Source organism: Pseudomonas sp. NFACC05-1 (assembly GCF_900100135.1).
GTDB lineage: Bacteria > Pseudomonadota > Gammaproteobacteria > Pseudomonadales > Pseudomonadaceae > Aquipseudomonas > Aquipseudomonas fluorescens_Q.
Genome location: NZ_FMTR01000001.1, coordinates 254,572 through 280,362, shown reverse-complemented (window position 1 = coordinate 280,362; position 25,791 = coordinate 254,572). Strand labels below are relative to the sequence as shown.

Here is a 25,791-nt window from a genome sequence, read left to right as displayed (position 1 = left end):
TATACGCCTCACCGACCCAACCGATCACGCACAAATTGAAGGGGCAACATGAAACCTATCATTCGCAACCCTGCAGAGTTTACCCCAGCTTGGTTAACGGACACCCTTACCAAGGCCGGTGCGCTTACAAAAGGACATGTGTCCAATCTTACGGTGGAGACCGTTGGCACAGGGCAATTGGGCTCTGTCGTACGCCTGACGCCTACTTATGAGGGAGCCGATGAATTTGCCCCCAATACCATTATTGCCAAACTGGCTTCCGTAAGTGAGACCAGTCGTCAAACGGGCGTTGCCATGGGAGTGTATGAAGCCGAAGTACGCTTTTATCAGCAAATCAGTCGCACCGTTGAAATCAGAACGCCACGTTGCTGGTTCGCAGAGTTCGACCCGACCGAAGGCTGGTTCACTTTGCTGTTCGAGGATCTTGGTGCCTACAGTGTGGGCAATGTCATTGAGGGAGGAACCGTCGAGCAAGCACGTCTCGCGCTACAACAACTTGTCAGGTTACAGGAACCTCGCTGGAACGACCCATCGCTCCTGGATCTGCCATGGCTCGCGGACCAGCGACGCACCGTGGGCTTGTTCTCTCTCTTCCCTGGTACTCTGGATGGGTTTTCCAAAACCTTCGCGCCCCTTATCGACCCCGAGCTGATTCGCCTGGCGGAGCGCGTAGTGCCTCGCTCAGTCGAATACATTAGTAGGTTGGACGGCCCCCGAGTCATACAGCATGGTGATTACAGGCTCGACAATATGCTCTTCGGTCACGATAGCGACCATTCGCCATTGATAGTTGTTGACTGGCAGACGGTGCGCTTAGGGTCACCGATGGTCGACGCAGCGTTTTATCTCGGAGCCGGCCTCTCCACGAAACTCCGCCAGCGCCATGAGCAAGAGTTAATCCGTGACTACCACGAACAGCTGCTTGCCATGGGAGTAAGGGACTTTTCTTGGCAAGCCTGTTGGGATGGCTACCGCCTGCATGCCCTGTACGGCTTTTTCATGGCGGTGGGTACTTCCATGCTAGTTCAACAGAATGAGCGCGGCTTAGCTATGTACAAAGCTTCGCTGGAGCGTCACGGCGCGCATGTTCTCGAGCTGAATGCAGAAGCACTCTTCAACTAAAACTGAAGTGAGCATCCGTCGAGAGCTGCGTCATACGTCCGGACAGGCAGCATTCTGTAGCAAGGCGCTGCCCTGTAAATACGATAATAATCAGGAGTGGACATGAACAAGGTAGGTAATAAGTCTTCAACAGCAGCATTTTCCCTAGGACCGGAACACGACCTCCGTCATAAATTAGGTAACGAATCCCATGCGCGCGAGTCGCTGGTTTTCATGTTGCAGCTTGCCGAGGAAAACATCGCCGCTTTCATTTACACCTGGGTGAGCGGGGACAATAAAGCAGGCGCCGCCCTGAGCGTTTACGGTTCCGGCGTGGGCAAAGAGCCCATATTTGAGATTTGCGACGGTATTCTTGTACCCAGTGATATGGATTTTGACGATTGGCACGTGGGTGATGTCCAAGTCCGCCATCGCTTACCGCTTGAGTCTGCGGAAGTTCACTACTCCGGCCAGAAAGCCAGTATCGAATACCAGTTCGAAGCGATGCACCCAGCCTACAACTACGGCTCCAGCCCGGAAGGATGTCCGACCTGGATGGCGACAGACCGTTTTGAGCAAAGTGGGCGCGTAAAGGGCGTGCTTCGCCTTGGCGAGCGCACGATTCCCTTCGAGACGTTTGGTCATCGTGACCACTCGTGGGGGACGCGTGATTGGGGGCAAGTGCAGCAGTCGAAGTGGCTCGAAGCTCAGGCGGGCCCCGATGTGGCCTTGAATGTCTTTCAGTACATGGCTGTTGGCCGCACTGGCTTCATGGGATACATCCAGAAAGAGGGACGCATTGAGCAGGTGACGGACGTGCGGGTCGACTTCACGCTAGACCCGATGTTTTATCACACCGAGATGGCCTTTGTTATCGAAGATGCAGCCGGACGCGTCACCACCGTGCGTACCAAGCTATTTGCCTTGTTTGAGTTCGAAGTCAGCCCCCTGTACACCCTTAACGAGGGTTCGATGATTGTGGAGATTGATGGTGAACCAGGTGTAGGTCACGTCGAAATGGGCTGGTCGAAGGCTTATCTTGATTATCTGCGTCAAAGCGAAAGCTAAGAACCAGGGCTGTAAATAGAGTTTTTGCACATAACAGCAGGATCACCCAACAAGGGGATGCTTACCAGCGCTGGATAGTGGGTTTTTCATGGGTAGTTAGCAGATACCGTGTCAACCACCTGTGTTGGCGCCGCATATTTTCGAACTATCAGCAAACAATCCAGCGCTGTTACACCAAATCGTCGTAACCGACGATTGGCCACGCAGCGGAGATGGCTAGCTTTCGTGGTATCGACTAGATGCAGTCTCACTCGCGTAACCAGACCCCATGCTCGACGCCTACCGCCCCCACCGGATGAACGACGAACTCGATCCCTGCGCAACCTTACTCGCCGCTTCGGGACGAAGCAGGTTGTGCCGTACCAGGAGCGCTGGTGCGAGCTGGGCGCAACCGACCGAGCGGGTGACTGTTCGACAATTGCTGCCTTACCCGCCGCAGCTGTTCGGGACGTGGAAAAGCGAGCGCCAATAATCGGGCCGACCTACACCTAAACCAACGAACTCCTCGAGAAATTGATCGGACAAACTCTATGATGCTTTCGCCAACACAAGAAAAACTGACTATTCGCCATAAAAAAGGACCTCTCGCGATGACGACCGAACGCTCGGCAAGTTACCGAATCCTGCATCTGTGCAACTACTCTGTTCTGATCGTCGCGCTTGGTGGACTACTTGGGTTTGCTGTATTCGCGGGCTTCTGGCCCCCGCCTCCGGCCTACCTCAGCGCAAGCGAAATCAGCAGCTATTTCCGAGATAATAGTTTCGGTATTCGAGTGGGCATGATGGTCATGTTCGTCTGTATGCCCTTCTACCTGACCTGGACTGCGGTCATGGCCAAAATCATGGAACGCATCCTGACGGACTCCATGAGCGTTCTCTCGCAGGTGGTGCGTACTAGCGGCGTAGCTGCCATGTTGACCTTGATGCTGCCTGCACTCTACTGGATGACCGCCGCCTTTCGGCCCGACAGCCGCTCCGATGGGGAGATCCAGATGCTCTACGACCTAGGCTGGTTCATGTTCGATCCACCCTTTGTGATCTTTGCGATCGAGTGGTGCGCCATTGGCATCTGCATGCTGATGGACAAGCGGGAGCAGCCCCTATTCCCATCCTGGATCGCGTGGTTGGGTTTCTTCACCTGCGCAACTTTCATCTCGGTCCTACTGATTCCTTTCCTGACCACCGGCATCTTTGCATGGCACGGCCTGATCACCTTCTGGCTCGTGTTCGTGACGTTCTTCGTCTACCTCTTTTGCCTTGTGCCGTTGACCCGGAAGGCTTTGCTGCGACTCGAAGCGGAAGATCGGGGGAAGAATTGAAGTTAATTCCGTCACGCCAGCGTGTTACCGCCAGGCTCATCTCGCCCCCCATGTGCACGCCACAAGTCCGTCGCCTGCCGGGTTTGGAAGGTATCTGGGTATTCGTCGGCCTGGACATGATGATCTTCGCGCTGCTGTTCGGCTCATTCATGGTCGAGCGCTTAAAGAATCCTGGCACCTTCGAGGCTTCACGTCAGGCTCTAAACCTCCACTTTGGAGGAGGCAACACGCTGATCTTACTGACCAGTTCCTGGTGCATGGTCCGCGCCGTCCAGGCGGCGCGCCGGCGCACCGCGGTCGGTCCGTGGCTGGCGGCCGCCCTCGCCAGCGGCATCGCGTTTGGCATTTCGAAAATCTTTGAATACATGGGGAAGATTCAGGCCGGCTACACCATGCTGACCAACGACTTCTTCATGTTCTATTTCGCGCTGACCGGCATCCACCTCCTGCATGTCGTCGCCGGCTGCGTAGCGCTTGCCGTATTTTGGGCACACGCTCGGGCGGGGACATACGCCAGAGACAGCAGCCTGGTTGGTATCGAGAGCATGGGAATCTACTGGCACATGGTCGATTTGCTTTGGATCATCCTTTTCCCGCTACTTTATCTCATGAGGTAATACATGGACCGCGCACAACGATGGGTGACCAGCGTGTGGTTGTTGCTGAGCATCGCGACAATCGTCACGACCTGGGGCTTGTCGAAAGACAGCGTCACCGCAGCAACCGCCACGATCGCGACGATATTGATTGCCGCCTGGAAGGTGCGTATGGTCCTGCTCCACTTCATGGAACTGGATCACGCCCCCTGGCGGGTGCGGCTCTTGTTCGAAAGCTGGACGGTGCTGGTGGCCGTCGTCATCCTCGCGCCCTATTTCCTTGCTCCGCTGTTGGCGTGACGCGCGCCAATGACCGCTCTGCTCGAAAAGTCTGACCCATTCTTCAGATCATGACCTGCGAACACAGAATCGCGATATGCGCCTTGGTTCAGCCCTGTTTAGCCAGAATCTGGTCGTCCTTCTCGCCAGCGCGAACGGGACCATGGGCCACGCGTGGAGGAGTAAGGCTGGACAGCCTGCGCGGTCGACTCGAACGAAATGGCCACCACCTGCCAGGAAGCCAAACAGCCAGTCAACCTGCTGTCCCGGGCGGACTGCCCTCCCCCGAAGAATTGAAGCGCCTGGGCGTTAGACGACTCAGTGCGAGTTCAAGAATCGCCGACCTCTCACACCACCGTCCAAACGAACTTGCTCAAGCTTAATGACGCGATAGAGGCGACGCATGCCGGAGAGGAAGCGATCCTCAGGCTTGCGTGGGGCGATTTCGCCTATAAGCCATAGTTGTGCTCATCCTCAACACTACCTGTTTCGCGTCGCGCAAACGCCAGTCGCCGTCGCCGCAGTGAGCTCCACCCAGATACCACTTCCATCCGTCGAAACTTAATGTGTGAGTGGTACTACCCCCCTCCGCGCCTTTGGTAGTAGGCGCCTTTGTACAATTGACGCTTCTGGTCAGCCCTCCCAATACTTCACGCCGCAAAACCAGCCAGTCACAACAATAATAATTACTGCCGGGCGCCTAGATGCGCCGATGAGACAAGGAGTTCTTAAATGCTTGGTTACTATGCGCAATACAGCAAGGAATACATCACAACCCTGATGGTGGTGACCACCCTCTTCTTTGCCTTACCCATCTTTTTCGCCCCGCTCCAATGGGCCCGGCTCATGCGCTGGACCGTCCCCGAACACGAACACCTGGCTATCTATTTCGGTCGTTGCCTCGGTGCGTTCATCCTTGTCGTTGAAGTAGCGATGTTGCGCTCGGCCACCACAGGCACCAGTTTCAGCTATGCCTTCGATATTCTTTTCGTCGTCTTCACGCTGATGTTCGTTGTGCATGTCTACGGCGCAATCAAGAAGATCCAGCCTATTACCGAAACACTGGAAATCGGTTTCTGGATGATCCTCTTCGTACTCAATATTTTGTTCTACCCCACCCCCAACATCACGCTGTAAACCTTCGCCGGACCGCGGTCGGAAGTTTGCCGGTCGCCGTTCAACCCCATTGAAAGTCCGCATTGCCTGGCGCCTTCGCGTCGGCGGCCCCGTATCCGCCGAACGCTGCGCCATGGTCAGTTCAAGGGGTGAACATGATCCAATCCAGGGAAGACGCCGTGCTCAAGCCGGCGCTCAAGGAATTAGTGCGCGACCTGCTCCTGCAGGCCACCGGACTGGCCCCGGCATCGCTGCACGATGAAGCGCCGTTTCATGAGATCGGCCTGACCTCCCTGGCGATCCTCGACTTCAACGAGCGAATCCAGCCGGTGTTCCTCGGCCTCAACAAGACCTTGCTCTTCGACTGGCGGTGTGGTCGAGCACCTGCTGCGCGAGCATCCCGAGGCCTGCAACCGCTACTTGCAACTGCAGCTATAGAACATACGCCTTCCCCTGTGCCTCCACATTTTCCAGCCCGAGGGCTTGATCGATCGCGCTCAGTGCGCGCAGCATGCACGGTCGGCACGCTTGAGATCGTCTTGTGAGGTGGCGGATGTCACCGGACCGGTGATCGTGAGATTGCCTTTGCGCAACAGCTGGCCACTGACGTAGACCACCCCGCGGTGCACCACGTCGGGTACGTAGTCGCGGCGCGGGCGGGTCGGGGAGCACGACACCGAGTTGGGCAAGCTTTGCGCACGAGATCATGCGGGCTCCATGTGATGGGCAGACCGTCGGGAGCCGACAGCCTACCATCCGGAAACCTGCGGTTTACTTGCCCAGGATGTTCTTCAACGCAGCGGTATGGCCGGCCGGGTCGTTTACGCTGGACATCACTTCGATGATGGTGATCTCCTGATCGTTCATCGTCATCAACGAGGCCATCAGTAGTTTCAGGCCGTTGAAATCGTCGGTGCCGTCCAAGCGGTACATCTTCAAGCCGTTCACCTGAATGGTCTTCTCGCTAGTCATGCGAAAGTTGGGTGACGCGGCCTGCTGCTTTTCGTTCAAGGTATCCACGGCAAGGCGAAACGCAGCGTCCGGGGTAGTGCCCGCAGTCGGCGCCGGACCTTCAGTAACGATGATGGCCCGCTCGCTTTTCGGATCGAAGTACATCGTGCCGCCGTTCTCGCTGTTCAAGGTACGGGCCTCGACACCTTTCAGCACGAACGTCAGCTTGCCGCCTGCCAGGGACACCGATTGCGTGTCCGATGCCGCCGTAGCGGTTTTTTCAGGCTCGGCGGCAACTGCCATGGTGACCGCGCCGCTCAAGGCAGCAAGTACGCACAAGGAACGGGTCCAGCCCAACAGCAAATGTTTCGACATTGATAGCGCCTTTGTTTTCAGGCCGTCGAATACCAACGGCCAGTCGTGCGAACAGCCTAGCTTACTTGCCTGCTCACTTGCCCAGGATGTTGTTCACAGCCGCGGGTGACCGCGTCTGACTACCCGACAACCAGATACAGCCTCGGGCGCTGGGGCGCAAGAACTGGCTCTTTGCTGGGTCGCTACGCAGCGGGCGAGTGAGATTGCAGCGCTGCTACCGCATAGGTGGCGTCCGGCTTAGTCGTGCAAGACGGTTTGCCCGTGCGCTTACAAATAGTCCCCCTATTGCTGGTTCCAATGCATGGCGGTTGCTCAGAGACACGGGCGAGGGTCGTGGGACCTATGGCGCTCCTTTCGCTCTCCAGAAAAGCGCGCGCCCACCGATTGAACGATTACTCCTGCTGACCCAATGCGGTTGCTACCCGAGGAGAAGACACAATGGAGAGTAAATCTGCTGTTGCGCCTACAGAAAATCACCTCAAGGAAATGCTGAGGTATTGGAAAGCAGCTGCGAGTCGTAGATCGCTCCCCGCCGGACCTTGCGCTTTTAACTCCAACCCTCCCCGAAGTGGCATGCTTACGTCACAGATGCCCCATACTTAAGCAACGTGCATTGCACAACCGGCCTCTAACACACCGCCCCTCGCCATTAAAGGCACAACTTTCAAAGGAATTGGATTGTCATGACTGCACTGGATACCGCTTTTCACAATCTGCATCAGAACGGACTGCTGGTCTTGGCCAATGTGGCCGATGCGGGCGGTGCACGCATCGTCGAAAGCTTGGGCGGCAAAGCGGTAGCGACCAGCAGCGCGGCCATGGCCTGGTCTCATGGTTATCAGGATGGCAACAAGTTGCCTCTCGACCTCCTGAGCACCACCGTCAAGTCGATGGCACGGGGGCTCAGCGTACCGCTCACGGTGGATATCGAAGGCGGCTACTCCGATGACCTGGAGCAGGTCGGCCGAGTAATCAACACAGTCATCGCCGCCGGGGCGGTTGGGATCAACATCGAAGACGGCCTGGGCTCTCCAGAACTGCTTGTTCGCAAGATTGATGTCGCGAGAAAGGTGGCAAACCAGGCGGGCGTCAAGCTGTTCATCAACGTACGGACCGACGTCTACCTGAAGAACCTTTTCCCCGCCGAACAACGCCTGGAGGAACTCCTGAAGCGCACCGCACTGTATGCCAGTGCCGGGGCGGACGGTCTGTTTGCCGCTGGCGTGGTCGCTCCGAACGAAATTGCCACCCTCTGTCAGGAGACCAAACTACCCGTCAACCTGCTGTCCCGGGACGGACTGCCCTACCCTGACGAATTGAAGCGCCTGGGCGTCAGACGACTCAGCGCGGGCTCCAGCATCGCCGAGTTTCTGCACGGCGCCATGGGAGCATTGGTCCGCAGCTTCCTGGACAATGGCCAACTCGACACCCAAACCTTGAAAGCCCACACATACGGCGAATTGAATGCTTTGATGGCGGTGAAAACCGAGTGATGCTGTCCTGCGGACGAGGGGCGCAATTCGTTTACTCGCCCGATGGGCCAACGATTTTCTGGCCATACCCCACCTAACCCGTGTGTTGCACTGATCGATTCCAGGGGCTGACGGGAAGGATTCAGGAGACCCACAGCGTATGGTTATTGGTTTCCGTCCCGACGGCCTACTTGCCCAGCCTGTACTGACCGAAATTATTGATGTGATCATCCAAATTATCCTCAAGCATCATCCGATACTGATCACAGAAATACTTCAGCAACGCCTCCCTCGCGTCGGCCATTTCGGCACCGGAATTGAAGTTCTGCGCACTGGCCCATGCGTTGAAACGTGATGTGCCAAACATCATCGAGGCGCTGATCTCACCGAGGTTTCCATAGGTTTTAAGCTGTTCGTTTGACAACTCAATATGGGCGTCTGCGCGGTCATAGAAGGCGTGGTCCGTAGCGTCGGCCATGGTAAAGCTCCGGTAAGCAAATGAGGGGCGTCATTGGAACATAACCGCCGGCAGGATTGCAGATGCCTCAAGAGGTATTGATCGCTCATCAGTGCGAGCGTTGATCGTTTAAGCCCGATACCGGCCAGACATTGGCACCCCTTTCGCGGCCAACCCAAGCGGCCGAGTGGGCATTACTAATTTGGTGTTCACTGGTGTGGTCACCCGTTGCTGTGTCGAGCCAAACCTTACCTTCGCGGCTGAGCATTCCCCGGAAACGTTGATGTTTAAAGTCGATCTATCCCCATTCGCACAATTTTTGCGCACTGTGTGAAAGCTTAAAAGGGGACGTGCATGGCGGACAGTTGCATTGCGAAGTCTATGTTTAGGTATTAACAGATCAATACCAAGCACCACCCCGGCGCACTACGCACGAATCGATGCACAATCTGCATAAGCAGCGGAAATTGGTTCAATGATCCACGAACCAATCCTCTTTAATCCCCTGAACCAACCCGACGAACCCTTGCTTATCGGCCCCCGCCGCCGCTGCTCCTGAGTAATAGCTAAGCACATAGCGCTAATCCCGAGGCGAACCAATTTCAATTGGCATCACGCTTGCACTTACCCTTTTGCCTCGATCTCCTGCCCACAGTCAGCTCGGAGCCGTTTTTTATACTCTGGCGCGAGTACCACGATGCAAAGGTTCGACCCTGACACACCCATCGACAACACTTCGAAACTAGCGCTGGATGCCTTGCGGCAGATGGTTGCGCAACATGCTGCCTTCCCGCACCGGGCATTGCCGACCGAGCGGGACCTGGCCGCCGATTTTGGCCTCAGTCGCCGGGCCATCCGGCGGGCGCTAGCGGTGCTGGAAGCCGAAGGGCAGATCTGGCGGCGCCAGGGCAAAGGAACCTTCGTCGGCCCTACTCCACCCAGTGCGGCCATGAGCTTTGCCCGGTTATCCGGGCGGACTAACTTCAGCGAGGTTATGGAAGCGCGCCTGCATCTGGAGCCTGCACTGGCGTCCCTGGCGGCGGTTCGAGCCAACGGCGACCAGATAGCAATTTTGCGCCGCCTTGCCGAACGCACCAGACACCAACAGGCCGCCGAGCCTGCCGATGCCGAGGGCATTGAGCTGTGGGACAGCGCCCTGCATCGCGGGATCGCCGAGGCCGCAGGTAACCGCCTGATGCTGGATATCTTTGAAATGCTCGATGCGATCCGGCTCGACCCGGCCTGGCGTGACCTGCGTCAGCGGGCTCGCAACGCCGACCGCCTCGACGCCTACAGCCACGACCACAACGACATTGTCGACGCTATCGAAAACCGTGATCCGATCAAGGCCGCCACGGCCATGCGTGGCCATTTGCGCGCGCTGCAACAGGCGCTGGACAACGTCATCAATCAAGATCTGGAGGCAAGTTTATGAGCACCACAACTCAGGCCACCGACACGGTATTGAGTGTCAGCAACTTGACCGTGTGCTTTGCAGGCGCACCCGCCAATGTCGTGGACGGCGTCTCGTTCGCGGTCCAGCGCGGCAAGACCCTGGCCATCGTCGGAGAGTCCGGGTGTGGTAAAAGCGTTACGTCCATGGCGCTGATGGGCTTGCTGCCCGACACCGCCAAGATCGCCGCCCGTACGTCCGCCCTGCTCGATGAAGCCTTGCTGGGCATGCCCGACGAGCGCTTGCTGGATGTGCGCGGCAACCGCATGGCGATGATTTTCCAGGAGCCCATGACCTCCTTGAACCCGGTCTTCACCATTGGCGAGCAGATCGCCGAAAGCGTGATCCGCCATCAGGGGCTGTCGGCCAAGGACGCCCGTCAGCGCGCCCTGCAAATGCTCGAAAAGGTCCGCGTGCCTGACGCCGTTCAACGCCTGGACGCCTACCCCCATGAACTGTCCGGCGGCATGCGGCAGCGGGCAATGATTGCCATGGCCCTGGCCAACGATCCGGCGCTGATCATTGCCGACGAACCCACCACCGCCCTGGACGTGACCATTCAGGCGCAGATCCTGTCGCTGATCGCCAATCTGCAGGCTGAAACCGGCACGGCCATGATCCTGATCACCCATGATCTGGGCGTGGTCGCCGAGGTCGCTGACGACGTGATGGTGATGTACGCCGGGCGAGTGGTGGAAAGCGGTCCGGTAAAAACCCTGTTCGATGACCCGCAGCACCCGTACACCATCGGCCTGATGGGTTCGATGCCATCGATTGGCCCGCGTGAAGGTCGTCTGGCAACCATCAATGGTCGCGTCCCGACGCCTGCGCAAATGCCCACCGGTTGCCGATTCGCCGGGCGCTGCCCTTTTGTGATTCAGGCATGTCGCGAGGCGCGCCCGCCGCTGCTTGAGCTTTCCCCCGGACATTTCGCCGCGTGCATTCGTGCGCCACTGGAGCAGCATATGGGAGTCAGCGCGTGAGCCTTTCTGAACGCCAAATAGTTGAGCGTGCAAGCCCCGAGATCATTCTCGACGGCATCGACCTGAGCAAACACTTCGAGGTGGAAAGCGGCTTGTTCCAGCGCAAGAAGCCGCCGGTGCAAGCGGTCAACCAGGTCAATCTGTCGGTGCGCAAAGGGGAGACCCTGGCGCTGGTGGGCGAGTCCGGCTCGGGTAAATCAACCCTCGGCCGTCTGCTGCTCAACCTGCTCAAACCTACGGCGGGCGACGTCATTTATGAAGGCCGTAACCTGGCCAATCTGACCCCGGAGAAGCTGCGCCAGGTGCGGCGTAATTTGCAGATCATCTTTCAGGATCCGTTTGCCTCGCTCAATCCGCGCATGACTGTGGAATCCATCGTCGGTGAGCCTATCTGGCTGCACAGCGATGCCAGCCGCAGCGACCGCCAGGCCAAAGTCGCCGAGTTGCTGCGCACCGTGGGCTTGGCCCCCGAGCACGGCGGCCGCCACCCTCACGAGTTCTCCGGTGGCCAGCGTCAGCGCATCGGCATTGCGAGGGCCCTGGCGTCTGACCCGCGTTTGATTCTGGGTGACGAACCCGTGTCCGCGCTGGACGTTTCGGTGCAGGCGCAAGTCGTCAACCTGCTGGAAGACCTCAAGCATCAATTCGGTCTGACCCTGGTGATTGTCGCCCACGGCCTGGCCGTGATCCGCCACATGAGCGACCGGGTAGCCGTGATGTACTTGGGGGAAATCGTCGAACTGGCGCCGGTCAACGGCCTGTTTGAAAACCCTCTGCACCCTTACACCCAGGCGCTTATGGCCGCCGTGCCGGTCAGCCACCCGGACCTGCGCCGGCCGCGCCCATTGCTGGGCGGCGACATGCCGAGCCCGAGTCGCCCGCCATCGGGTTGCCGCTTCCACACCCGCTGCCCGCACGCCCGGGCGCTGTGCAAAGAAGTGGTGCCGGTGATGGAAACCGTCGAGGCCGAGCGTCAGGTGGCGTGCCACTTCTGGCGTGAAATCGCCCATGCCGGTGCAGGCACCCTGATTTTGCCGACACCCAGCGCTGCCTACACCCAGCGCCTGAATCTGTTCAAGAACCATCAATCCCTTGCAGTGGAGAGCCAGCCATGAAAATTGCACGCGTCATGACAGGAACCTTGTTATTGCTGGCCGCCAACGCCGCCTTTGCCGAATCCACCCTGCGCATCGGCATTCAGGACGATCCTGATGGGCTCGACCCGCATCGTTCGCGTACCTATTCGGGCCGTCTGGTCTATACCGCACTGTGCGACAAGTTGGTGGATGTGAACCCGGACCTGACTTACGTCCCACAACTGGCCACTGCCTGGAACTGGAGCGAAGACGGCAAGACCCTGACCATGACTCTGCGCGAAGGCGTGACTTACCACGACGGCGAAGCGTTCGATGCTGCCTCGGTGAAGTTCAACCTGGACCGCGCTCGCACCCTGCCCGACTCCCTGCGCAAGAGCGAGCTGGCCTCGGTGGACAGCGTTGAAGTGATCGACGCCAAAACCGTTGCCATCAAACTCAAGCAAGCGGACGCCACCCTGGTCTCCCAACTCTCGGACCGCGCCGGAATGATGCTTGCGCCGAAGGCCGCCCAGGGTGAGTTCGCCTCCAAACCGGTGTGCTCCGGCCCTTACAAATTCGTCCAGCGCGTGCAGCAGGATCGCATTGTGCTGGAGCGCTTCGACAACTACTGGAACAAGCAGGCTTATCACTTCGACAAGGTGATTTTCCTGCCGATTCCGGACACCTCGGTGCGTCTGGCCAACCTGCGTTCCGGCGACCTGGACATCATCGAACGGGTTGCCCCCACCGACGTGAAAACCGCCAAGGCGGACAGCAAGCTGGCGGTCTATAACACGCCAGGACTTGGCTACATGCAGTTGATGTTCAACATTAACAACGGCGAAAAGGCCAACTCGCCGATGGGCAAAGACAAGCGCGTGCGCAAGGCATTCGAGCTGTCCATCGACCGTGATGCGATCAACCAGGTGGTGTTCGAAGGCCTGTATGCGCCGAGCGCCCAGCCGTTTCCGAAAAACAGCCCGTACTACGACAAGGACCTGCCGATCCCGACCCGCGATGTGGAAAAGAGCAAGGCCTTGCTGGCCGAAGCAGGCGTGAAGCTGCCACTGGCAGTGGACCTGAAAGTCGCCAACAACCCTATCGCACAACAGGTCGGGCAGATCATTCAGGCCATGGCTGAAGAAGCGGGTTTCAAGGTCAATCTGATTGCCACTGAATACGCCACCATGCTGAGCGAACAGCAAAGCGGCAACTTCCAGATCGGCATGAGCGCCTGGTCGGGCCGTCCTGATCCGGATGGAGACATTCACCAGTTCGTGACCTGCAAGGGCGGCCAGAACGACGGCAAATACTGCAACGCCAAACTCGACGAGTTGTTGAACAAGGCCCGCACTGTCAACGATGTTGCCCAGCGCCAGGCCCTGTACAACGAAGCCCTGCGTTTGCTGGCTGACGAAGTGCCGACCGCGTACCTGTATTTCGATCCGCGCATCATGGCCATGCGTAACAACGTGACTGGTTTCGTGCCAAACCCGGATGGCCTGATTCGTCTGAACAACGTCGCGTTCAAGCCATGATTGTGAATGATCGCCGCAAAAACGAGGGGCCGGTATGCTGATGTTTATCCTGCGACGCCTGCTTAGTGCGATCCCGACACTGATCCTGGTTTCGCTCTTCGTCTTCACCCTGCAGAAACTGTTGCCGGGTGACCCGGTGCTGGCCATGGCGGGTGAAGAGCGCGATCCGGCGGTGATGGAATACCTGCGCGACAAATATCGACTCAACGACCCGATCCCCGTGCAGTACCTGAGCTGGGTCGGCAATGTGCTGACCGGCGACTTCGGCACTTCGCTGCGCACCGAACAACCGGTGACCACGCTGTTGGCGTCCAAGTTGCCGGTGACCGTGGAGCTGGCGGTGCTGGCCTTGTTGATCGCACTGCTGATCGGCATTCCCACTGGAATTATCTCGGCCGTACGCAAAGGCACCGTCGTGGATTACGGAGCCAATGTCATCGCGCTGTCGGGGATCTCGATTCCGCACTTCTGGCTGGGGATCCTGCTGATCATGGTCTTCGCCGTGAAACTGCAATGGCTGCCGGCCTCGGGTTTCGTGCCCATGGGCGAGGACTTCGGGCAAAACCTGAAGACCTTGATCCTGCCGGCCTTCGTGCTCGGTGCAGGGTTGTCGGGGATTCTCATGCGCCATACCCGCAGCGCCATGCTTGAAGTGTTGCGCACCGACTACGTGCGCACCGCCCGGGCCAAGGGCCTGCGCCCGCGCACGGTGATCCTCAAGCATGCCCTGCGCAATGCATTGATGCCTATTGTGACCCTGACAACCCTGCTGTTTGGTGAACTGCTCGGCGGCGCGGTGCTGACCGAGCAAGTCTTCAGCATACCTGGCTTCGGCAAGATGATTGTCGACGCCGTGTTCAATCGTGATTACGCCGTGGTGCAAGGCGTGGTGCTGTGCATCGCAATTGGCTTCCTGCTGCTGAACCTGCTCGCCGACGTGCTGTACCGGATGATTAATCCGCGTCTGAGGACTGCTTCATGACCGCTATTTCCAGCCTCCCTCTTAGCGTGATCGCACCCCGCAGCCGCTCGCCGTTCGTGAAGAAATTCCTCGCCAACAAAGGCGCGGTACTCGGCGCGGCGGTGTTGCTGCTGTTTATCCTGGCGGCCTTGCTGGCGCCCTGGATTGCGCCCCATGACCCGCTGAAAGCCAACTTTCTCGCGGTCCGCAAGGCACCATCGCTGATCTACTGGATGGGCACTGACGAACTGGGTCGCGATCTGTTTTCCCGTCTGCTCTGGGGCGCACGCAGTTCGTTGCTGGCCGGTGGTGTTTCGGTGTTCATCGCCATGGCCATCGGCGTGCCTTTGGGCCTGTTGGGCGGTTATTTCGGCGGCAAACTCGACGCGGTGATATCCCGTGTCATGGAAGCGCTGTTGTCCTGCCCGTTTCTGGTATTGGCGATTGCGCTGGGCGCCTTCCTCGGCCCGAGCCTGACCAACGCAATGATCGCTATCGGCCTGTCAGCCATGCCGATCTTTGCCCGACTGACCCGTGGTCAGGTGCTGACCATCAAACACGAAGATTACCTGGAAGGTGCTCGTGCCATTGGCTTGCAGGATCGCTGGATCATCCTGCGCTACGTGCTGCCCAACGTGATGTCGCCATTGGTTGTGCAAGCCACCTTGACCATCGCCTCGGCGATTCTGGCTGAAGCCAGTCTGTCGTTCCTCGGCCTGGGCCAGCAACCGCCCTCACCTTCCTGGGGATCCATGCTCAACACCGCGAAAAATTTTATGGAGCAGGCACCCTGGATGTCGATTGCGCCTGGCGTGGCGATCTACATCACGGTCCTGTGTTTCAACCTGCTGGGGGATGGTTTGCGTGATGCGCTGGACCCCAAGGGCTAACTTTTCTGCCAAAGAGAAACGCTAATGTTTGATGATCTGGATTACAGCCAACCCTACGCTTCGGCACGCTCGCCAGTGATGGGCAGTAACATGGTCGCCTGCTCCCAGCCATTGGCCGCCCAGGCCGGGCTGGACATGCTGCGCAAGGGTGGCAACGCCGTCGACGCGGCCATCGCAGCCGCCATGGTCCTGACCGTGGTCGAGCCCACCGGTTGCGGGATCGGCAGCGACGCTTTCGCTATCGTCTGGGACGGCAGCAAGTTGCAGGGCCTGAATGCTTCCGGTCGCGCACCGCAAGCCTGGACCCCTGAGTTTTTCGCCGGGCAGAGCAAAATGCCCCAGCGCGGCTGGCCAGCGGTGACGGTGCCAGGCGCGGTTTCGGCCTGGGTCGAGCTGTCCGAGCGTTACGGAAAACTGCCTTTCGCCACCCTGGCTGAACCGGCCATCGGCTATGCTCGGGATGGCTACCAAGTCACCCCGGTCATAGCCCGGCTGTGGAAGCTCGGCGCTGAACTGCTCAAGGATCAGCCGGGTTTTGCCGAGTGCTTCCTGCCCGACGGCCAAGCACCACAGGCCGGAGAGAAAATCCGGCTCAAGGATCACGCCCGCACCCTGGAGCTGATCGCCCAAACCAAAGGCGAAGCGTTCTATCGCGGCGAACTGGCCCAAGCCATCATCGCCCATGCCAACGCCAATGGCAGCGTCATGAGCCTCGACGATCTGGCGACCCACACTGTGGACTGGATCGACACCCTGTCGGTGCCCTACGCCGGCGCCGTGGTTCATGAATTGCCACCTAATGGCCAGGGCATCGCTACCCTGTCCGGCCTGACTATGCTCGAAGCATTGGGCATCGGCGAGCACCCAGTGGACAGCCTGGAAACCGTGCACCCAGTGTTGGAAGCCATGAAGCTGGCCCTTGCCGACCTGAACGAACACGTGGCGGATAACGACCACATGCGCGTGCCTTCCGAGCATCTGCTGGACAAAACCTACCTGATGGAGCGCGCCGGTCTCGTCACCGACAAGGCCGCCAATCCGGGGCATGGCTCGCCTAAACCGGGCGGCACCGTTTACCTGTCGGCGGCCGATGAAAGCGGCATGATGATCTCGTTCATCCAGTCCAATTACATGGGCTTCGGCTCAGGTGTCGTGGTGCCTGGCACCGGTATCAGCCTGCAAAACCGTGGCGCGGCCTTCTCCTTGGATCCGCAGCACGTCAACTACGTTACACCGCGCAAACGTCCGTTCCACACCATCATCCCCGGCTTTGTGATGAACGCCGACGGCACGCCGTTGATGTCCTTCGGCCTGATGGGCGGCCCGATGCAGGCACAGGGTCACTTGCAGATGATGATGCGCATCCTGCGCTACAAACAGAACCCGCAAGCCGCCGCAGACGCACCGCGCTGGAGGCTCGAATCTGGCCTGAAAGTCGTAGTGGAACGTGCATTCGACCCACAGGTGGTCGAAGCCTTACGTGCCAAAGGCCACGACATAGATGTCGAAGAACCTAACGGCGTATTCGCCTTTGGCGGCGCGCAGATTATCCAGCGCACTACTCATGGTTATGTGGGTGGCACTGATCCCCGGAAGGATGGTCTGGTGGCCGCGTACTGAAATACGAAGATCCTACGCGTAACTTAGTTGCGCGTAGGATTACTCTCTTAAACCGCTAACTCTCATCCCACCGCAAGCTATTGCCAACATGCTTTCTCGCCTGGGACTCCGAACTGTGGCGAACTTGCATTGGATATTGCAGCTAACCACCTTAAGGCGCTGTCGCAGCACTTGCCCGCCGTATTCGGTAGAGTTCGTACCCATAGAAAGCAGGAGCGCGCGATGCTTAAGCGGTACGAAATCTCCGATACAGCCTGAGAGTTGGTTGCTGATTTTTTTGAACAGCCTCGGCGCAGAGGCCGAGGACCGATGATGCTTAATGGGGTGCTCTAGATGCTTTGCTCAGGTGCTGTGACGCGACATGCCCGAACGTGCCAGTACGCGCCGTTCATGGCAACTTAGCGGATTTCATGATCCAGAACGGACCGTTGAAAAACCTGTCATTCCGCCTGCGCCAGGTGACCTATCGCAACTCGTTCAGTGGCGACGTCGACGACGTCAGGTTCATCACTCAGTACCCGATTAACCTGTAAGACGAAAGGCCCGGGGGCAGTCACCTCCGGGTTCCTTTCATTTTTCCCGTGCGCGCTTGATGTCTCTCGAGGGAGGCGCTCCAAAGCGCCGGGCATATTCGCGGCTGAATTGGGCGACGCTTTCATAACCTACTCGCAACGCGGCGGTGCTCACGTCTATCCGCTCGGTCAACATCAGGCTACGCGCGGCTTGCAGCCGTAGCGATTTTTGATACTGAATGGGGCTTGTGCCTGTCAGCTTGCGAAAGCGGTGATGCAGCGTGGAGCTGGCCATGCCTGATCGTTCGGCGAGGTCGGCCACCTGCAACGGTTTATCGTAGTGATATTTTAGCCATTCAACGGCTCTCACGATGCCCTTATCCCGGTAACCATCGCGAGTGACGCTACGCAACAAATCCCCCGCTTCACTGAGCAGCAGCCTGCCGTATATCTCCCGCTTGATAAGGCCCGACATCAAGCCTGCTTCAAGCGGCCGTTCGATCAGCGTGGCGAGTCGAGCGAACGCATCGAGCATCTCGCTCGTCGCCACCCCGGATACGAAGCCCCGCGCCTCAGTAGCCATTTCCTGCTTTGGCGGTTCGAGGGTCAGGATCACTTCATTGAGCAGGGAAAAATCGAGCTTCAACACAACGGATAAATAGGGCGTTTGCTCGTTAGCCGCGGTAACGCGAGCCAGTGTGGGAATATCGACCGATGTGACGAAAAACGCCCCTTGCCCGAAATCACAGGCTTCCTCGCCGAACGAGATCTCCTTCGCCCCCTGCAGAATGATGGCCACGCAAGGCTCATAAATGCAGTACGTGGGCGTACCTAGCTCGGCTATTCGATAAAAGCTCAAGCCTGGAATCGACGTTTCGCAAACCTCGCTCAAGCCAATCTGCAGGGTGACTTTTTCGATAAGCCGTTGGAGCGCCTGGAAGCGTTCGGTGAACTGCACGGGATCGCGCAAGGTCAGGGAATGCACACGGCTGAAACCGAACTGCGAGAAGGAACCGCTCGTCATCACATGCCCCCCAATCTACGGAAGGTTCGAGTCTGCTGAGAATGCGTGACCAGCACAAGCGTTCGGCAGGATTGTGCAAAAGATATGGCGCATTAGGGTCACCCGGCCAACCCTCGTTGTTCTAACTTTTACGCGTACCGGCTTCGATGATCCCGTGAAACCTTGGTCGCGAAAGGAAAGTTGGATGGACAGACGAGATTTTCTTACCTATTCGGCAGTGGGTACTGTTGCAGCCGCTTTGCTGCCCGCATCGAGCATCGCAAGTTCGCTGGCTACGGCCCCGGTGCCCTCTTCGCTGAAGGAGCCTGGAAGCGTGATGCGTACCGAAGGACGGATCGTGCGCGCAGACCTGCCCGTCAATTTACCCTCGCATACAATGAGGTACATGACGCCTCAACGCTTTGGCATGGGCGGGACGCAGATCGGCAATATCTTTGCGCCGATCAGCGACGAGCAGGCGGGTTCGGTTCTGCAGGCAGCTTGGGAGGCAGGTGTAAGGCTTTACGACACCTCGCCGTTCTACGGGTTTGGCTTGAGTGAGTATCGTCTAGGCCGCTTCCTGCGCGGCAAGAATCCAGACGACTATGTGGTGTCCACCAAGGTCGGCCGCGTATTGACGGCCGCTGGTGGCCAGCGCGCGGACCATGCTATCTGGAAGTCGCCGGCGCCCTTCAACTACCGATATGACTACACCGCGGCAGGCGCGCGTCGTTCCGTGGAAGACAGCCTGCAGCGGCTGGGGCTGCCGCGTATCGATATCGTCTTTATCCATGACATCTCGCCAGATAACACCGAACTGGAAGGCGGTTGGGAAACGGCGTATCGAATTGCGCGCACAGGGGCGATGGTTGAGCTGGAAAAAATGCGCGATGAGGGGCTCATCAAGGCATGGGGCTTCGGAGTCAATACGCCGAATGCCGTGGTTCAGGCAGTAGCCGGTTACGACCCGACTCCCGACATCGTATTGCTTGCCTGCCAGTATTCCCTCCTTGACCACGGCGAGGCGTTGCGCAACACCTTTCCGGCGTTGAGCAGGAAGGGAACCAGCGCCGTGGTTGGAACACCACTGAACGATGGATTTCTGGGAGGGCGCAGCCGCTATAACTTCAGCCCGGACCTACCTGCCGGAGCGGTGGAAAAGCGCGCGCGAATCATGGCGGTTGCCAGCCGACATGGCATCGACATTCATACTGCCGCCCTGCAGTTCGCGGCCGCACATCCGCAAGTGTCTGCGATCATTCCAGGTGCCCGCTCGCCGGGACAGATCGTTTCCAATGTGCAGGCGATGAAGGTCGGTATCCCAGCAGCCTTTTGGGAAGAGCTGAAGAGCCAGAGCTTGATCGATGCTCAAGCACCGGTTCCTTCCTAAGGGTCTACGCCCGTGCTACCTGCTGATGTGAGGCTATCGTCGCTAGCCTCATTGAACCCATCCTCAGCGAAGCAGATAGCAGTCAGCCTTACTAGAGCTTTACCGAAGCACGTTTGAAAGATTTATCGCGGCAATCACTTATACCCATAACGTTGAGAATTAAAGGACCTTATTCTCCAGTAAACAAACTGCGCACGCGTTCAAACAAGAACGCGGGCCTAAGGTCGTAATAAATGAACATACGAACGTCTCTCATGATTGTCGGCGGCCTACTTGCGTTCTCCAGCAGTGGTCACTTATTCGCGGACACACTTGCGTTTAGCGTTCCATTGCCTGAGCCATTCCCGCAGATAAAGGTTCTGACGGTTCTTATAGGCATACATCTGCTCGGCATGTGCTTCGGTCTCGGCGGGGCGACGATGCTCGACCTCTGGATTTTGCGTTGGATGCGCAGGGGCAGCCTCCCCGTTGAAATCGGACGCACTTTTCACTTCATCAGCGACGCGGTCACTCTTGGACTATGCCTCCTGTGGCTCTCAGGCCTTGGTTTCCTTGCCCTTTACGCGATAGAGTCACCGGGAAAGTTTGAAAATCCTAAACTCTGGGCGAAGGTCATTGTGGTGAGCGTCCTGACCCTAAATGGAATCATCATTCACGCGTTTGTGTTGCCAGAAGTACTACGCGACATGAGTCGGCCCCTGCTCTTTGGCGTGTCCCGCAAAAAAGCAGCCTTGTTTCTCGCCTCCGGTGCAGTTTCGGGTGTGTCTTGGTACACGGCTTTTGCCTTCGGCATTTTTCGTGAGTTAAATAATAGTGTCACACTCTCTCTGTTGGTCATTATGTGGCTTACGTTGATAGTGGCCGCCGCGCTTGCAGCCATTTTACTTTATACCTTCCTGAAGCCGTTGTTAGAAGTTAGAACCCACTGGAAGGCAGATGGCGATTTAGGTGAACTTTAATTCGTTAGTTCGATGATGCTAGCGCCGGACCACTGCTTGCGGATCTGGCGTACGTGCTCCCAGTTCAAGTGGCCGCGGTCAGTGAAGTCACGCACAACGCTTGCAGACAAGACCGGCGCTCCGCGTGTCGCGTAGTTATTCTCGAAGTGAGGCATTCCATGCTTCACAAGCGTGCGCAGGAAGGTTCCAAACAACCAGCGCGGATGCGTCAACCCTTGGTAAGCCAGCGCAACGCTTGGCCGAAGAGGAGTGGAGAACCCTGCTCGCACATTATTTTCCCTATTCGCCTTCACTGGCGTGTCGACCGTAATGACCAAGGTCTTGACACCGGCCTTGCGCACACGCTCGATCAGCGGCGCAATTTGTGCTGTATCGCCGGGCAGGTAGGCCTGAAACCAGATATTGGGGGCGGCATCGACCACCTCTTCCAAGCGTATCAGCGAGGAGCTACTCATCACGAACGGCACATTGGCCGCCGCTGCCGCCTGCGCCAGAGACAGATCGCCCCGATAACCAGTCAGCGCGGCAATCCCCATAGGCGCGATGCCTACCGGCGCGCTGTAGCGATGACCAAACAGATCGACGGAAATATCTCGGGTTGATACATCCACCAAAACATTGGGCCTCAGGAAATAGTCGTCGAACACTTGAAGATTGGCATGGAGCGTCAGGTTGTCCTCGACACCGCCCTGCACGCAGGCGTAAAGCGGTTTGGGCAGCAGCTTGCGAGCGCTGATTTCGAAGTCAGCGAGTGAGAGGTGACGGGATCTCGACAGCGTGGAGCGCATCGCTTAGCTCTAGCGCGAGCGACAGGCCTGCCACTCCACCTGAAACCTACCCGGTGATCGAGCCAGCGCCCAAGGCAAGTTAGCCTGGTTGTCTACTGCCCAGCACCAACGCAATGCCCCCCAGGACCGCCACGGATGCTACGACCAGCCTGACGCCCAGGCTTTCGCCAAGAAAGACGATGCCCGCCAGCGAGGCCAGTATGGGCACGCTCAACTGCACCGTTGCGGCTTGAAACGCGCGAGAGTAACTCAAGGACTTGCGCGTGCCGGCGGCGACCTGAGCCGACGTTTGGTAATAATGAAAAACCGCAGACCACCGTTACGTATCCAGGTTCTGCGCAAGATAATCCACCAGCTCGAGCGGACTCCGGCTGTCGATCACCTTGTAGATCAAATCACGCTTGCTGCGAGGTAACTTCTTGACCACGCTCCTCGCCGAAGCCTGACGGCTTCATCTGTTCCGTGAATACGTGCCGCGAGCAGCAGCACGAGCCTGGCGTCAGTGTGGTTCAAGGCAAGACCCAATTTCTCAGTGCAAAAAAAAGCCACTCATCTGAGTGGCTTTTTTCTGAATCTTGGAGCGGGAAACGAGACTCGAACTCGCGACCCCGACCTTGGCAAGGTCGTGCTCTACCAACTGAGCTATTCCCGCGTCTTGGTGTGGCGCATTCTATAGATTCAGATTACGCCGTCAACCCTTTGATTCAAAAAAGTTTTATTTCGGCTCTACATCCGTCCGCAGATGCGGCCAGGCGGCGCGCAAGTATTGGACCATTGACCACAACGTCAGCCCAGCGGAAACCAGCAGCAACGCGTAACCCAGCAGCACCCAGAAGCTGAAATCCGACGGGTTGGCCAGCAGGATCACCAGCGCGAGCATCTGCGCGGCGGTTTTCCATTTGCCGAGGTTCGACACGGCGACCTGGGCACGGGCGCCCAGCTCGGCCATCCATTCACGGAGCGCCGAGACGACGATTTCGCGACCAATGATCACCGCCGCCGGCAAGGTCAGCCAGAGGTTGCCATGTTCCTGCACCAGCAGCACCAGGGCCACCGCGACCATCAGCTTGTCGGCCACCGGGTCGAGAAAGGCACCGAACGGCGTGCTCTGCTCAAGGCGTCGGGCCAGGTAACCATCCAGCCAGTCCGTCGCGGCGGCGAAGGCGAAGACCGAGGCGGAGGCCACGTAGCTCCAGTGGTACGGCAAATAGAACAGCAATATGAAGATCGGGATGAGCAGGACGCGTAGGACGGTAATCAGGTTTGGGATATTCATCGGCACAACTGGCTACGAGGTTGACGGGCATTCTACTCGCTATGCAGGTTTGCATAAATCGACTCTGCGAGCTTTTTACTGATACCGGGTGCTTTGGCTATCTCCTCGATGCTGGCACGAGACAGTTCCTGCAATCCACCAAAATGTTTCAACAAGTCGCGGCGTCGCGTCGGGCCGACGCCTGCCACACCTTCCAGTGTAGACGTCCGGCGCGTCTTGCCACGGCGGGCACGGTGTCCGGTGATGGCGAAACGGTGGGCTTCGTCGCGAATCTGTTGGATCAGGTGCAGCGCTGGCGAATCGCCCTTGAGAGTGAATTCATGGGCGGCATCGTTCAGGTACAAGGTCTCGAAACCGGCCTTGCGCGTCGCGCCCTTGGCCACGCCTAGCAGGATCAGGTCCGGGACCATCAACTCATTGAGCACATCGCGAGCCATGGACAACTGGCCTTTGCCGCCGTCCACCAGGAGGATGTCCGGCAACTTGCCCTCCCCGTCCTTCAGCTTGCCGAAGCGCCGCATCAACGCCTGATGCATCGCCGCATAGTCATCGCCCGGCGTGACGCCTTCGATGTTGTAACGGCGGTAGTCGGACTTGATCGGGCCTTCCGGACCGAACACCACGCAGGACGCCACGGTCGCCTCGCCGCTGGAATGGCTGATGTCATAGCACTCCAGCCGCTGCGGCGGCTCGTCCAGGTCCAGCACTTCGGCCAAGGCATCGAACCGCGCCGCCACGTGTTGGCGGTTGGCCAAGCGTGCGCCCAGCGCCTGTTCGGCGTTGGTCACGGCCAGTTGCTGCCAACGGGCTCGGGTACCGCGAACACGGTGGCTGATGGTCAGTTCACGACCACGGAGCTTGTCGATGGCTTCGATCAGGGCCGGGAAGTCCTCATGGACCACGTTGACGATCAGCTCGGCAGGCAGGTCGCGTTCCGGACTGCTGATGTAGTACTGGCCCAGAAACGCCGCCATGACCTCGGACACGTCTTCCTCGATGCCCACTTGAGGAAAGAAGTTCTTGCTGCCCAGCACCCGACCGCCGCGCACACTGATCAAGTGCACGCAGGCGCCGCCCGGGTTGATGAACGCGGCAACCACATCGACATCGCCACTGCCGCCTTCCATGCTTTGCTGGTCTTGCACGCGGCGCAGCAGGCCGATCTGGTCCCGCAGCTCGGCGGCCCGTTCGAATTCAAGGTTGACCGCCGCGTCCTCCATGGCTGCCGACAGCTCATCGGTCAGCGCATTGCTGCGCCCCTCCAGGAACATCACCGAGTGACGCACATCCTCGGCGTAGACCTGCGGCTCGACAAAGCCCACGCAAGGCGCCTTGCAGCGCTTGATCTGGTACTGCAGGCAAGGCCGGGTGCGGTTCTTGTAGTAGCTGTCTTCACATTGGCGAACGAAGAAGGTCTTCTGCAGCAGGCTGAGGCTTTCACGAATCGCCCCGGCGCTGGGATAAGGGCCGAAATACCGACCCTTGGCCTTCTTGGCACCCCGATGAATGCTCAGGCGCGGAAACGCCCCGTCGGACAGAAACACGTAGGGGTAGGATTTGTCGTCGCGCAACAGGATGTTGTACGGCGGGCGCCATTCCTTGATCAGCGTCTGCTCGAGCAGCAGGGCCTCGGTTTCATTGGCGGTGATCGTCGTTTCGATTTGCGCGATGCGCCCCACCAGGGCAGAGGTCTTCGGGGCGAGGCCGGTCTTGCGAAAGTAACTGGCCAGGCGTTTCTTGAGATTCTTGGCCTTGCCGACATAAAGCAGGCGTGCGTCGCCATCGAACATGCGGTACACGCCGGGGCGACCGCTGCAAGTGGACAGGAACGCGCTTGGATCAAACAAATCAGTCATTTTCAGGCGCTGGCATCGACCATGCCGTGGCGCACCGCCAACAGTGTCAATTCGACGTCACTGCTGATCGAAAGCTTCTCGAAAATACGATAGCGGTAGGTGTTGACGGTTTTTGGCGACAGGCACAGCTTGTCGGAGATGATCTGCACCTTCTGGCAACCGACAATCATCAGCGCAATCTGGATTTCCCGCTCCGACAGTGCATCGAAGGGAGAATCGTTGGTTGGCTGGAACGACTTGATCGCCAATTGCTGAGCGATTTGCGGGCTGATGTAGCGTTGCCCGGCAAAAACCAGACGAATGGCCTGGACCATCTCGTTCAAGCCAGCGCCCTTGGTGAGGTAGCCTGCCGCGCCCGCCTGCAACAGCCGGGTGGGAAACGGATCCTCCTCGCATACGGTCACCGCGACCACCTTGATGTCAGGGTGACTGCGCAGCAGTTTGCGCGTGGCCTCAAGGCCGCCGATGCCAGGCATCTTGACGTCCATCAACACCACGTCGGGCTTCAATTCGCGCGCTTTGATCAGGGATTCTTCCCCGGATTCAGCTTGGCCAACTACCTGCAGGCCATCGATGTCAGCCAGCATTCGTGTAATGCCCGTACGGACGAGATCATGGTCATCGACCACTAACACCCTAATCAAGCAGACACCTCACGATTTGGTCTTATTTGGGTTGCACAACACCTTAGCAAAAAGCGTCCAGCAGACCTAGCGCAAAGGAACAGATAAAAGTTACAACACATCTTTATT

The 25,791-nt window shown here is 58.4% G+C and carries 26 protein-coding genes, 1 tRNA gene and 1 pseudogene; 18 read left to right on the top strand and 10 right to left on the bottom strand.

Features of this window, described 5'->3' with window-relative positions:
* Nucleotides 1–48: 48 nt before the first annotated feature.
* From BLO97_RS01330 to BLO97_RS01305, 7 genes are all read left to right on the top strand, one after another.
* Nucleotides 49–1,122, top strand: coding sequence for a phosphotransferase (locus BLO97_RS01330; RefSeq protein ID WP_092344513.1), 1,074 nt, complete (start codon nucleotides 49–51; stop codon nucleotides 1,120–1,122).
* 102 nt (nucleotides 1,123–1,224) lie between these two features.
* On the top strand, nucleotides 1,225–2,169 hold the full coding sequence (locus BLO97_RS01325) for a DUF7064 domain-containing protein (RefSeq protein WP_092142549.1): 945 nt from the start codon (nucleotides 1,225–1,227) through the stop codon (nucleotides 2,167–2,169).
* 590 nt (nucleotides 2,170–2,759) lie between these two features.
* The gene (locus BLO97_RS31535) at nucleotides 2,760–3,488 is read left to right on the top strand and encodes a hypothetical protein (protein ID WP_158265798.1); all 729 of its coding nucleotides are present in this window, start codon (nucleotides 2,760–2,762) and stop codon (nucleotides 3,486–3,488) included.
* Entirely contained in the window at nucleotides 3,485–4,105 is a 621-nt protein-coding gene (locus tag BLO97_RS01320; protein WP_170862001.1) for a cytochrome c oxidase subunit 3 family protein, read from the top strand. The genes BLO97_RS31535 and BLO97_RS01320 overlap by 4 nt, the downstream gene beginning before the upstream one ends.
* Before the next feature lie 3 nt (nucleotides 4,106–4,108).
* A complete protein-coding gene (locus tag BLO97_RS01315) occupies nucleotides 4,109–4,384 on the top strand; it encodes a cytochrome C oxidase subunit IV family protein (RefSeq protein ID WP_092225404.1) in 276 nt (91 codons plus the stop codon).
* Nucleotides 4,385–5,095: 711 nt separating this feature from the next.
* Nucleotides 5,096–5,500 carry a hypothetical protein gene (locus tag BLO97_RS01310; protein WP_092225402.1) on the top strand — a complete coding sequence of 135 codons (405 nt, stop codon included), beginning with the start codon at nucleotides 5,096–5,098 and terminating at the stop codon, nucleotides 5,498–5,500.
* A gap of 134 nt (nucleotides 5,501–5,634) precedes the next feature.
* On the top strand, nucleotides 5,635–6,024 hold the full coding sequence (locus BLO97_RS01305; RefSeq protein WP_092225400.1) for an acyl carrier protein: 390 nt from the start codon (nucleotides 5,635–5,637) through the stop codon (nucleotides 6,022–6,024).
* A gap of 226 nt (nucleotides 6,025–6,250) precedes the next feature.
* On the opposite strand, the gene BLO97_RS01300 is transcribed toward BLO97_RS01305, so the two are convergent.
* Entirely contained in the window at nucleotides 6,251–6,805 is a 555-nt protein-coding gene (locus BLO97_RS01300) for a DcrB/PsbP domain-containing protein (RefSeq protein WP_092344511.1), read from the bottom strand.
* Nucleotides 6,806–7,488: 683 nt separating this feature from the next.
* Here BLO97_RS01300 and BLO97_RS01295 point away from each other — a divergent pair.
* Nucleotides 7,489–8,298 carry an isocitrate lyase/PEP mutase family protein gene (locus tag BLO97_RS01295; RefSeq protein WP_092344509.1) on the top strand — a complete coding sequence of 270 codons (810 nt, stop codon included), beginning with the start codon at nucleotides 7,489–7,491 and terminating at the stop codon, nucleotides 8,296–8,298.
* A 166-nt stretch (nucleotides 8,299–8,464) separates the two neighbouring features.
* Here the strand turns inward: BLO97_RS01295 and BLO97_RS01290 are convergent, their stop codons facing one another.
* Nucleotides 8,465–8,755: a DUF3144 domain-containing protein gene (locus tag BLO97_RS01290; RefSeq protein ID WP_092142569.1), complete on the bottom strand. Its 291-nt coding sequence runs from the start codon at nucleotides 8,753–8,755 to the stop codon at nucleotides 8,465–8,467.
* A gap of 676 nt (nucleotides 8,756–9,431) precedes the next feature.
* Here BLO97_RS01290 and BLO97_RS01285 point away from each other — a divergent pair.
* The 8 genes from BLO97_RS01285 (at nucleotide 9,432) to BLO97_RS30490 (ending at nucleotide 17,788) form a co-directional block, all read left to right on the top strand.
* On the top strand, nucleotides 9,432–10,169 hold the full coding sequence (locus tag BLO97_RS01285; protein WP_092142572.1) for a FadR/GntR family transcriptional regulator: 738 nt from the start codon (nucleotides 9,432–9,434) through the stop codon (nucleotides 10,167–10,169).
* Nucleotides 10,166–11,170: an ABC transporter ATP-binding protein gene (locus BLO97_RS01280; protein ID WP_092142575.1), complete on the top strand. Its 1,005-nt coding sequence runs from the start codon at nucleotides 10,166–10,168 to the stop codon at nucleotides 11,168–11,170. The genes BLO97_RS01285 and BLO97_RS01280 overlap by 4 nt, the downstream gene beginning before the upstream one ends.
* Nucleotides 11,167–12,285: an ABC transporter ATP-binding protein gene (locus tag BLO97_RS01275; protein ID WP_092344507.1), complete on the top strand. Its 1,119-nt coding sequence runs from the start codon at nucleotides 11,167–11,169 to the stop codon at nucleotides 12,283–12,285. Before BLO97_RS01280 ends, BLO97_RS01275 begins: the two co-directional genes overlap by 4 nt.
* On the top strand, nucleotides 12,282–13,784 hold the full coding sequence (locus tag BLO97_RS01270) for an ABC transporter substrate-binding protein (protein WP_092142581.1): 1,503 nt from the start codon (nucleotides 12,282–12,284) through the stop codon (nucleotides 13,782–13,784). The genes BLO97_RS01275 and BLO97_RS01270 overlap by 4 nt, the downstream gene beginning before the upstream one ends.
* Before the next feature lie 34 nt (nucleotides 13,785–13,818).
* Entirely contained in the window at nucleotides 13,819–14,766 is a 948-nt protein-coding gene (locus BLO97_RS01265; protein WP_092142584.1) for an ABC transporter permease, read from the top strand.
* Nucleotides 14,763–15,635 (top strand): ABC transporter permease, encoded by an 873-nt coding sequence (locus BLO97_RS01260; protein ID WP_092221637.1) that lies wholly within the window; start codon nucleotides 14,763–14,765, stop codon nucleotides 15,633–15,635. Before BLO97_RS01265 ends, BLO97_RS01260 begins: the two co-directional genes overlap by 4 nt.
* A gap of 24 nt (nucleotides 15,636–15,659) precedes the next feature.
* A complete protein-coding gene (locus tag BLO97_RS01255) occupies nucleotides 15,660–17,255 on the top strand; it encodes a gamma-glutamyltransferase family protein (RefSeq protein WP_092344505.1) in 1,596 nt (531 codons plus the stop codon).
* Between the two features lie 410 nt (nucleotides 17,256–17,665).
* Entirely contained in the window at nucleotides 17,666–17,788 is a 123-nt protein-coding gene (locus BLO97_RS30490; RefSeq protein WP_139197636.1) for an OprD family outer membrane porin, read from the top strand.
* 37 nt (nucleotides 17,789–17,825) lie between these two features.
* Here BLO97_RS30490 and BLO97_RS01250 read toward each other — a convergent pair whose 3' ends face one another.
* On the bottom strand, nucleotides 17,826–18,791 hold the full coding sequence (locus BLO97_RS01250) for an AraC family transcriptional regulator (protein WP_170867274.1): 966 nt from the start codon (nucleotides 18,789–18,791) through the stop codon (nucleotides 17,826–17,828).
* Nucleotides 18,792–18,975: 184 nt separating this feature from the next.
* Between BLO97_RS01250 and BLO97_RS01245 the strand changes: the two genes are divergently transcribed.
* Together BLO97_RS01245 and BLO97_RS01240 are read left to right on the top strand one after the other, a co-directional pair.
* The gene (locus BLO97_RS01245) at nucleotides 18,976–20,160 is read left to right on the top strand and encodes an aldo/keto reductase (protein ID WP_092344503.1); all 1,185 of its coding nucleotides are present in this window, start codon (nucleotides 18,976–18,978) and stop codon (nucleotides 20,158–20,160) included.
* A gap of 233 nt (nucleotides 20,161–20,393) precedes the next feature.
* Nucleotides 20,394–21,119: a hypothetical protein gene (locus BLO97_RS01240; protein ID WP_170862002.1), complete on the top strand. Its 726-nt coding sequence runs from the start codon at nucleotides 20,394–20,396 to the stop codon at nucleotides 21,117–21,119.
* On the opposite strand, the gene BLO97_RS01235 is transcribed toward BLO97_RS01240, so the two are convergent.
* The 7 genes and pseudogenes from BLO97_RS01235 to uvrY form a co-directional block, all read right to left on the bottom strand.
* Nucleotides 21,116–21,907, bottom strand: coding sequence for an alpha-hydroxy acid oxidase (locus tag BLO97_RS01235; RefSeq protein ID WP_092344501.1), 792 nt, complete (start codon nucleotides 21,905–21,907; stop codon nucleotides 21,116–21,118). The genes BLO97_RS01240 and BLO97_RS01235 overlap by 4 nt on opposite strands.
* A 79-nt stretch (nucleotides 21,908–21,986) precedes the next feature.
* Nucleotides 21,987–22,160 (bottom strand): EamA family transporter, encoded by a 174-nt coding sequence (locus BLO97_RS01230; protein ID WP_139197635.1) that lies wholly within the window; start codon nucleotides 22,158–22,160, stop codon nucleotides 21,987–21,989.
* A 66-nt stretch (nucleotides 22,161–22,226) separates the two neighbouring features.
* Nucleotides 22,227–22,420, bottom strand: a pseudogene (locus BLO97_RS31820) (hypothetical protein).
* A gap of 63 nt (nucleotides 22,421–22,483) precedes the next feature.
* Nucleotides 22,484–22,559: transfer RNA gene (locus tag BLO97_RS01220), tRNA-Gly, on the bottom strand.
* Nucleotides 22,560–22,622: 63 nt separating this feature from the next.
* A complete protein-coding gene (pgsA, locus tag BLO97_RS01215) occupies nucleotides 22,623–23,183 on the bottom strand; it encodes a CDP-diacylglycerol--glycerol-3-phosphate 3-phosphatidyltransferase (RefSeq protein ID WP_018608070.1) in 561 nt (186 codons plus the stop codon).
* Nucleotides 23,184–23,215: 32 nt separating this feature from the next.
* Complete coding sequence (uvrC, locus tag BLO97_RS01210; RefSeq protein ID WP_092344499.1) at nucleotides 23,216–25,039, bottom strand: excinuclease ABC subunit UvrC; 1,824 nt, start codon at nucleotides 25,037–25,039, stop codon at nucleotides 23,216–23,218.
* A gap of 2 nt (nucleotides 25,040–25,041) precedes the next feature.
* Complete coding sequence (gene uvrY, locus BLO97_RS01205; RefSeq protein ID WP_003200277.1) at nucleotides 25,042–25,683, bottom strand: response regulator transcription factor GacA; 642 nt, start codon at nucleotides 25,681–25,683, stop codon at nucleotides 25,042–25,044.
* Nucleotides 25,684–25,791 lie beyond the last annotated feature (108 nt).

What these genes read in the sequence shown, in the direction of transcription:
- BLO97_RS01330 (WP_092344513.1), top strand. Translation starts at nt 49, where the DNA reads ATGAAACCTATCATTCGCAACCCTGCAGAGTTTACCCCAGCTTGGTTA.
- BLO97_RS01325 (WP_092142549.1), top strand. Translation starts at nt 1,225, where the DNA reads ATGAACAAGGTAGGTAATAAGTCTTCAACAGCAGCATTTTCCCTAGGA.
- BLO97_RS31535 (WP_158265798.1), top strand. Translation starts at nt 2,760, where the DNA reads ATGACGACCGAACGCTCGGCAAGTTACCGAATCCTGCATCTGTGCAAC.
- BLO97_RS01315 (WP_092225404.1), top strand. Translation starts at nt 4,109, where the DNA reads ATGGACCGCGCACAACGATGGGTGACCAGCGTGTGGTTGTTGCTGAGC.
- BLO97_RS01310 (WP_092225402.1), top strand. Translation starts at nt 5,096, where the DNA reads ATGCTTGGTTACTATGCGCAATACAGCAAGGAATACATCACAACCCTG.
- BLO97_RS01305 (WP_092225400.1), top strand. Translation starts at nt 5,635, where the DNA reads ATGATCCAATCCAGGGAAGACGCCGTGCTCAAGCCGGCGCTCAAGGAA.
- BLO97_RS01300 (WP_092344511.1), bottom strand. Translation starts at nt 6,805, where the DNA reads ATGTCGAAACATTTGCTGTTGGGCTGGACCCGTTCCTTGTGCGTACTT.
- BLO97_RS01295 (WP_092344509.1), top strand. Translation starts at nt 7,489, where the DNA reads ATGACTGCACTGGATACCGCTTTTCACAATCTGCATCAGAACGGACTG.
- BLO97_RS01290 (WP_092142569.1), bottom strand. Translation starts at nt 8,755, where the DNA reads ATGGCCGACGCTACGGACCACGCCTTCTATGACCGCGCAGACGCCCAT.
- BLO97_RS01285 (WP_092142572.1), top strand. Translation starts at nt 9,432, where the DNA reads ATGCAAAGGTTCGACCCTGACACACCCATCGACAACACTTCGAAACTA.
- BLO97_RS01280 (WP_092142575.1), top strand. Translation starts at nt 10,166, where the DNA reads ATGAGCACCACAACTCAGGCCACCGACACGGTATTGAGTGTCAGCAAC.
- BLO97_RS01270 (WP_092142581.1), top strand. Translation starts at nt 12,282, where the DNA reads ATGAAAATTGCACGCGTCATGACAGGAACCTTGTTATTGCTGGCCGCC.
- BLO97_RS01265 (WP_092142584.1), top strand. Translation starts at nt 13,819, where the DNA reads ATGCTGATGTTTATCCTGCGACGCCTGCTTAGTGCGATCCCGACACTG.
- BLO97_RS01260 (WP_092221637.1), top strand. Translation starts at nt 14,763, where the DNA reads ATGACCGCTATTTCCAGCCTCCCTCTTAGCGTGATCGCACCCCGCAGC.
- BLO97_RS01255 (WP_092344505.1), top strand. Translation starts at nt 15,660, where the DNA reads ATGTTTGATGATCTGGATTACAGCCAACCCTACGCTTCGGCACGCTCG.
- BLO97_RS30490 (WP_139197636.1), top strand. Translation starts at nt 17,666, where the DNA reads ATGATCCAGAACGGACCGTTGAAAAACCTGTCATTCCGCCTGCGCCAG.
- BLO97_RS01250 (WP_170867274.1), bottom strand. Translation starts at nt 18,791, where the DNA reads ATGACGAGCGGTTCCTTCTCGCAGTTCGGTTTCAGCCGTGTGCATTCC.
- BLO97_RS01245 (WP_092344503.1), top strand. Translation starts at nt 18,976, where the DNA reads ATGGACAGACGAGATTTTCTTACCTATTCGGCAGTGGGTACTGTTGCA.
- BLO97_RS01240 (WP_170862002.1), top strand. Translation starts at nt 20,394, where the DNA reads ATGAACATACGAACGTCTCTCATGATTGTCGGCGGCCTACTTGCGTTC.
- BLO97_RS01235 (WP_092344501.1), bottom strand. Translation starts at nt 21,907, where the DNA reads ATGCGCTCCACGCTGTCGAGATCCCGTCACCTCTCACTCGCTGACTTC.
- pgsA (WP_018608070.1), bottom strand. Translation starts at nt 23,183, where the DNA reads ATGAATATCCCAAACCTGATTACCGTCCTACGCGTCCTGCTCATCCCG.
- uvrC (WP_092344499.1), bottom strand. Translation starts at nt 25,039, where the DNA reads ATGACTGATTTGTTTGATCCAAGCGCGTTCCTGTCCACTTGCAGCGGT.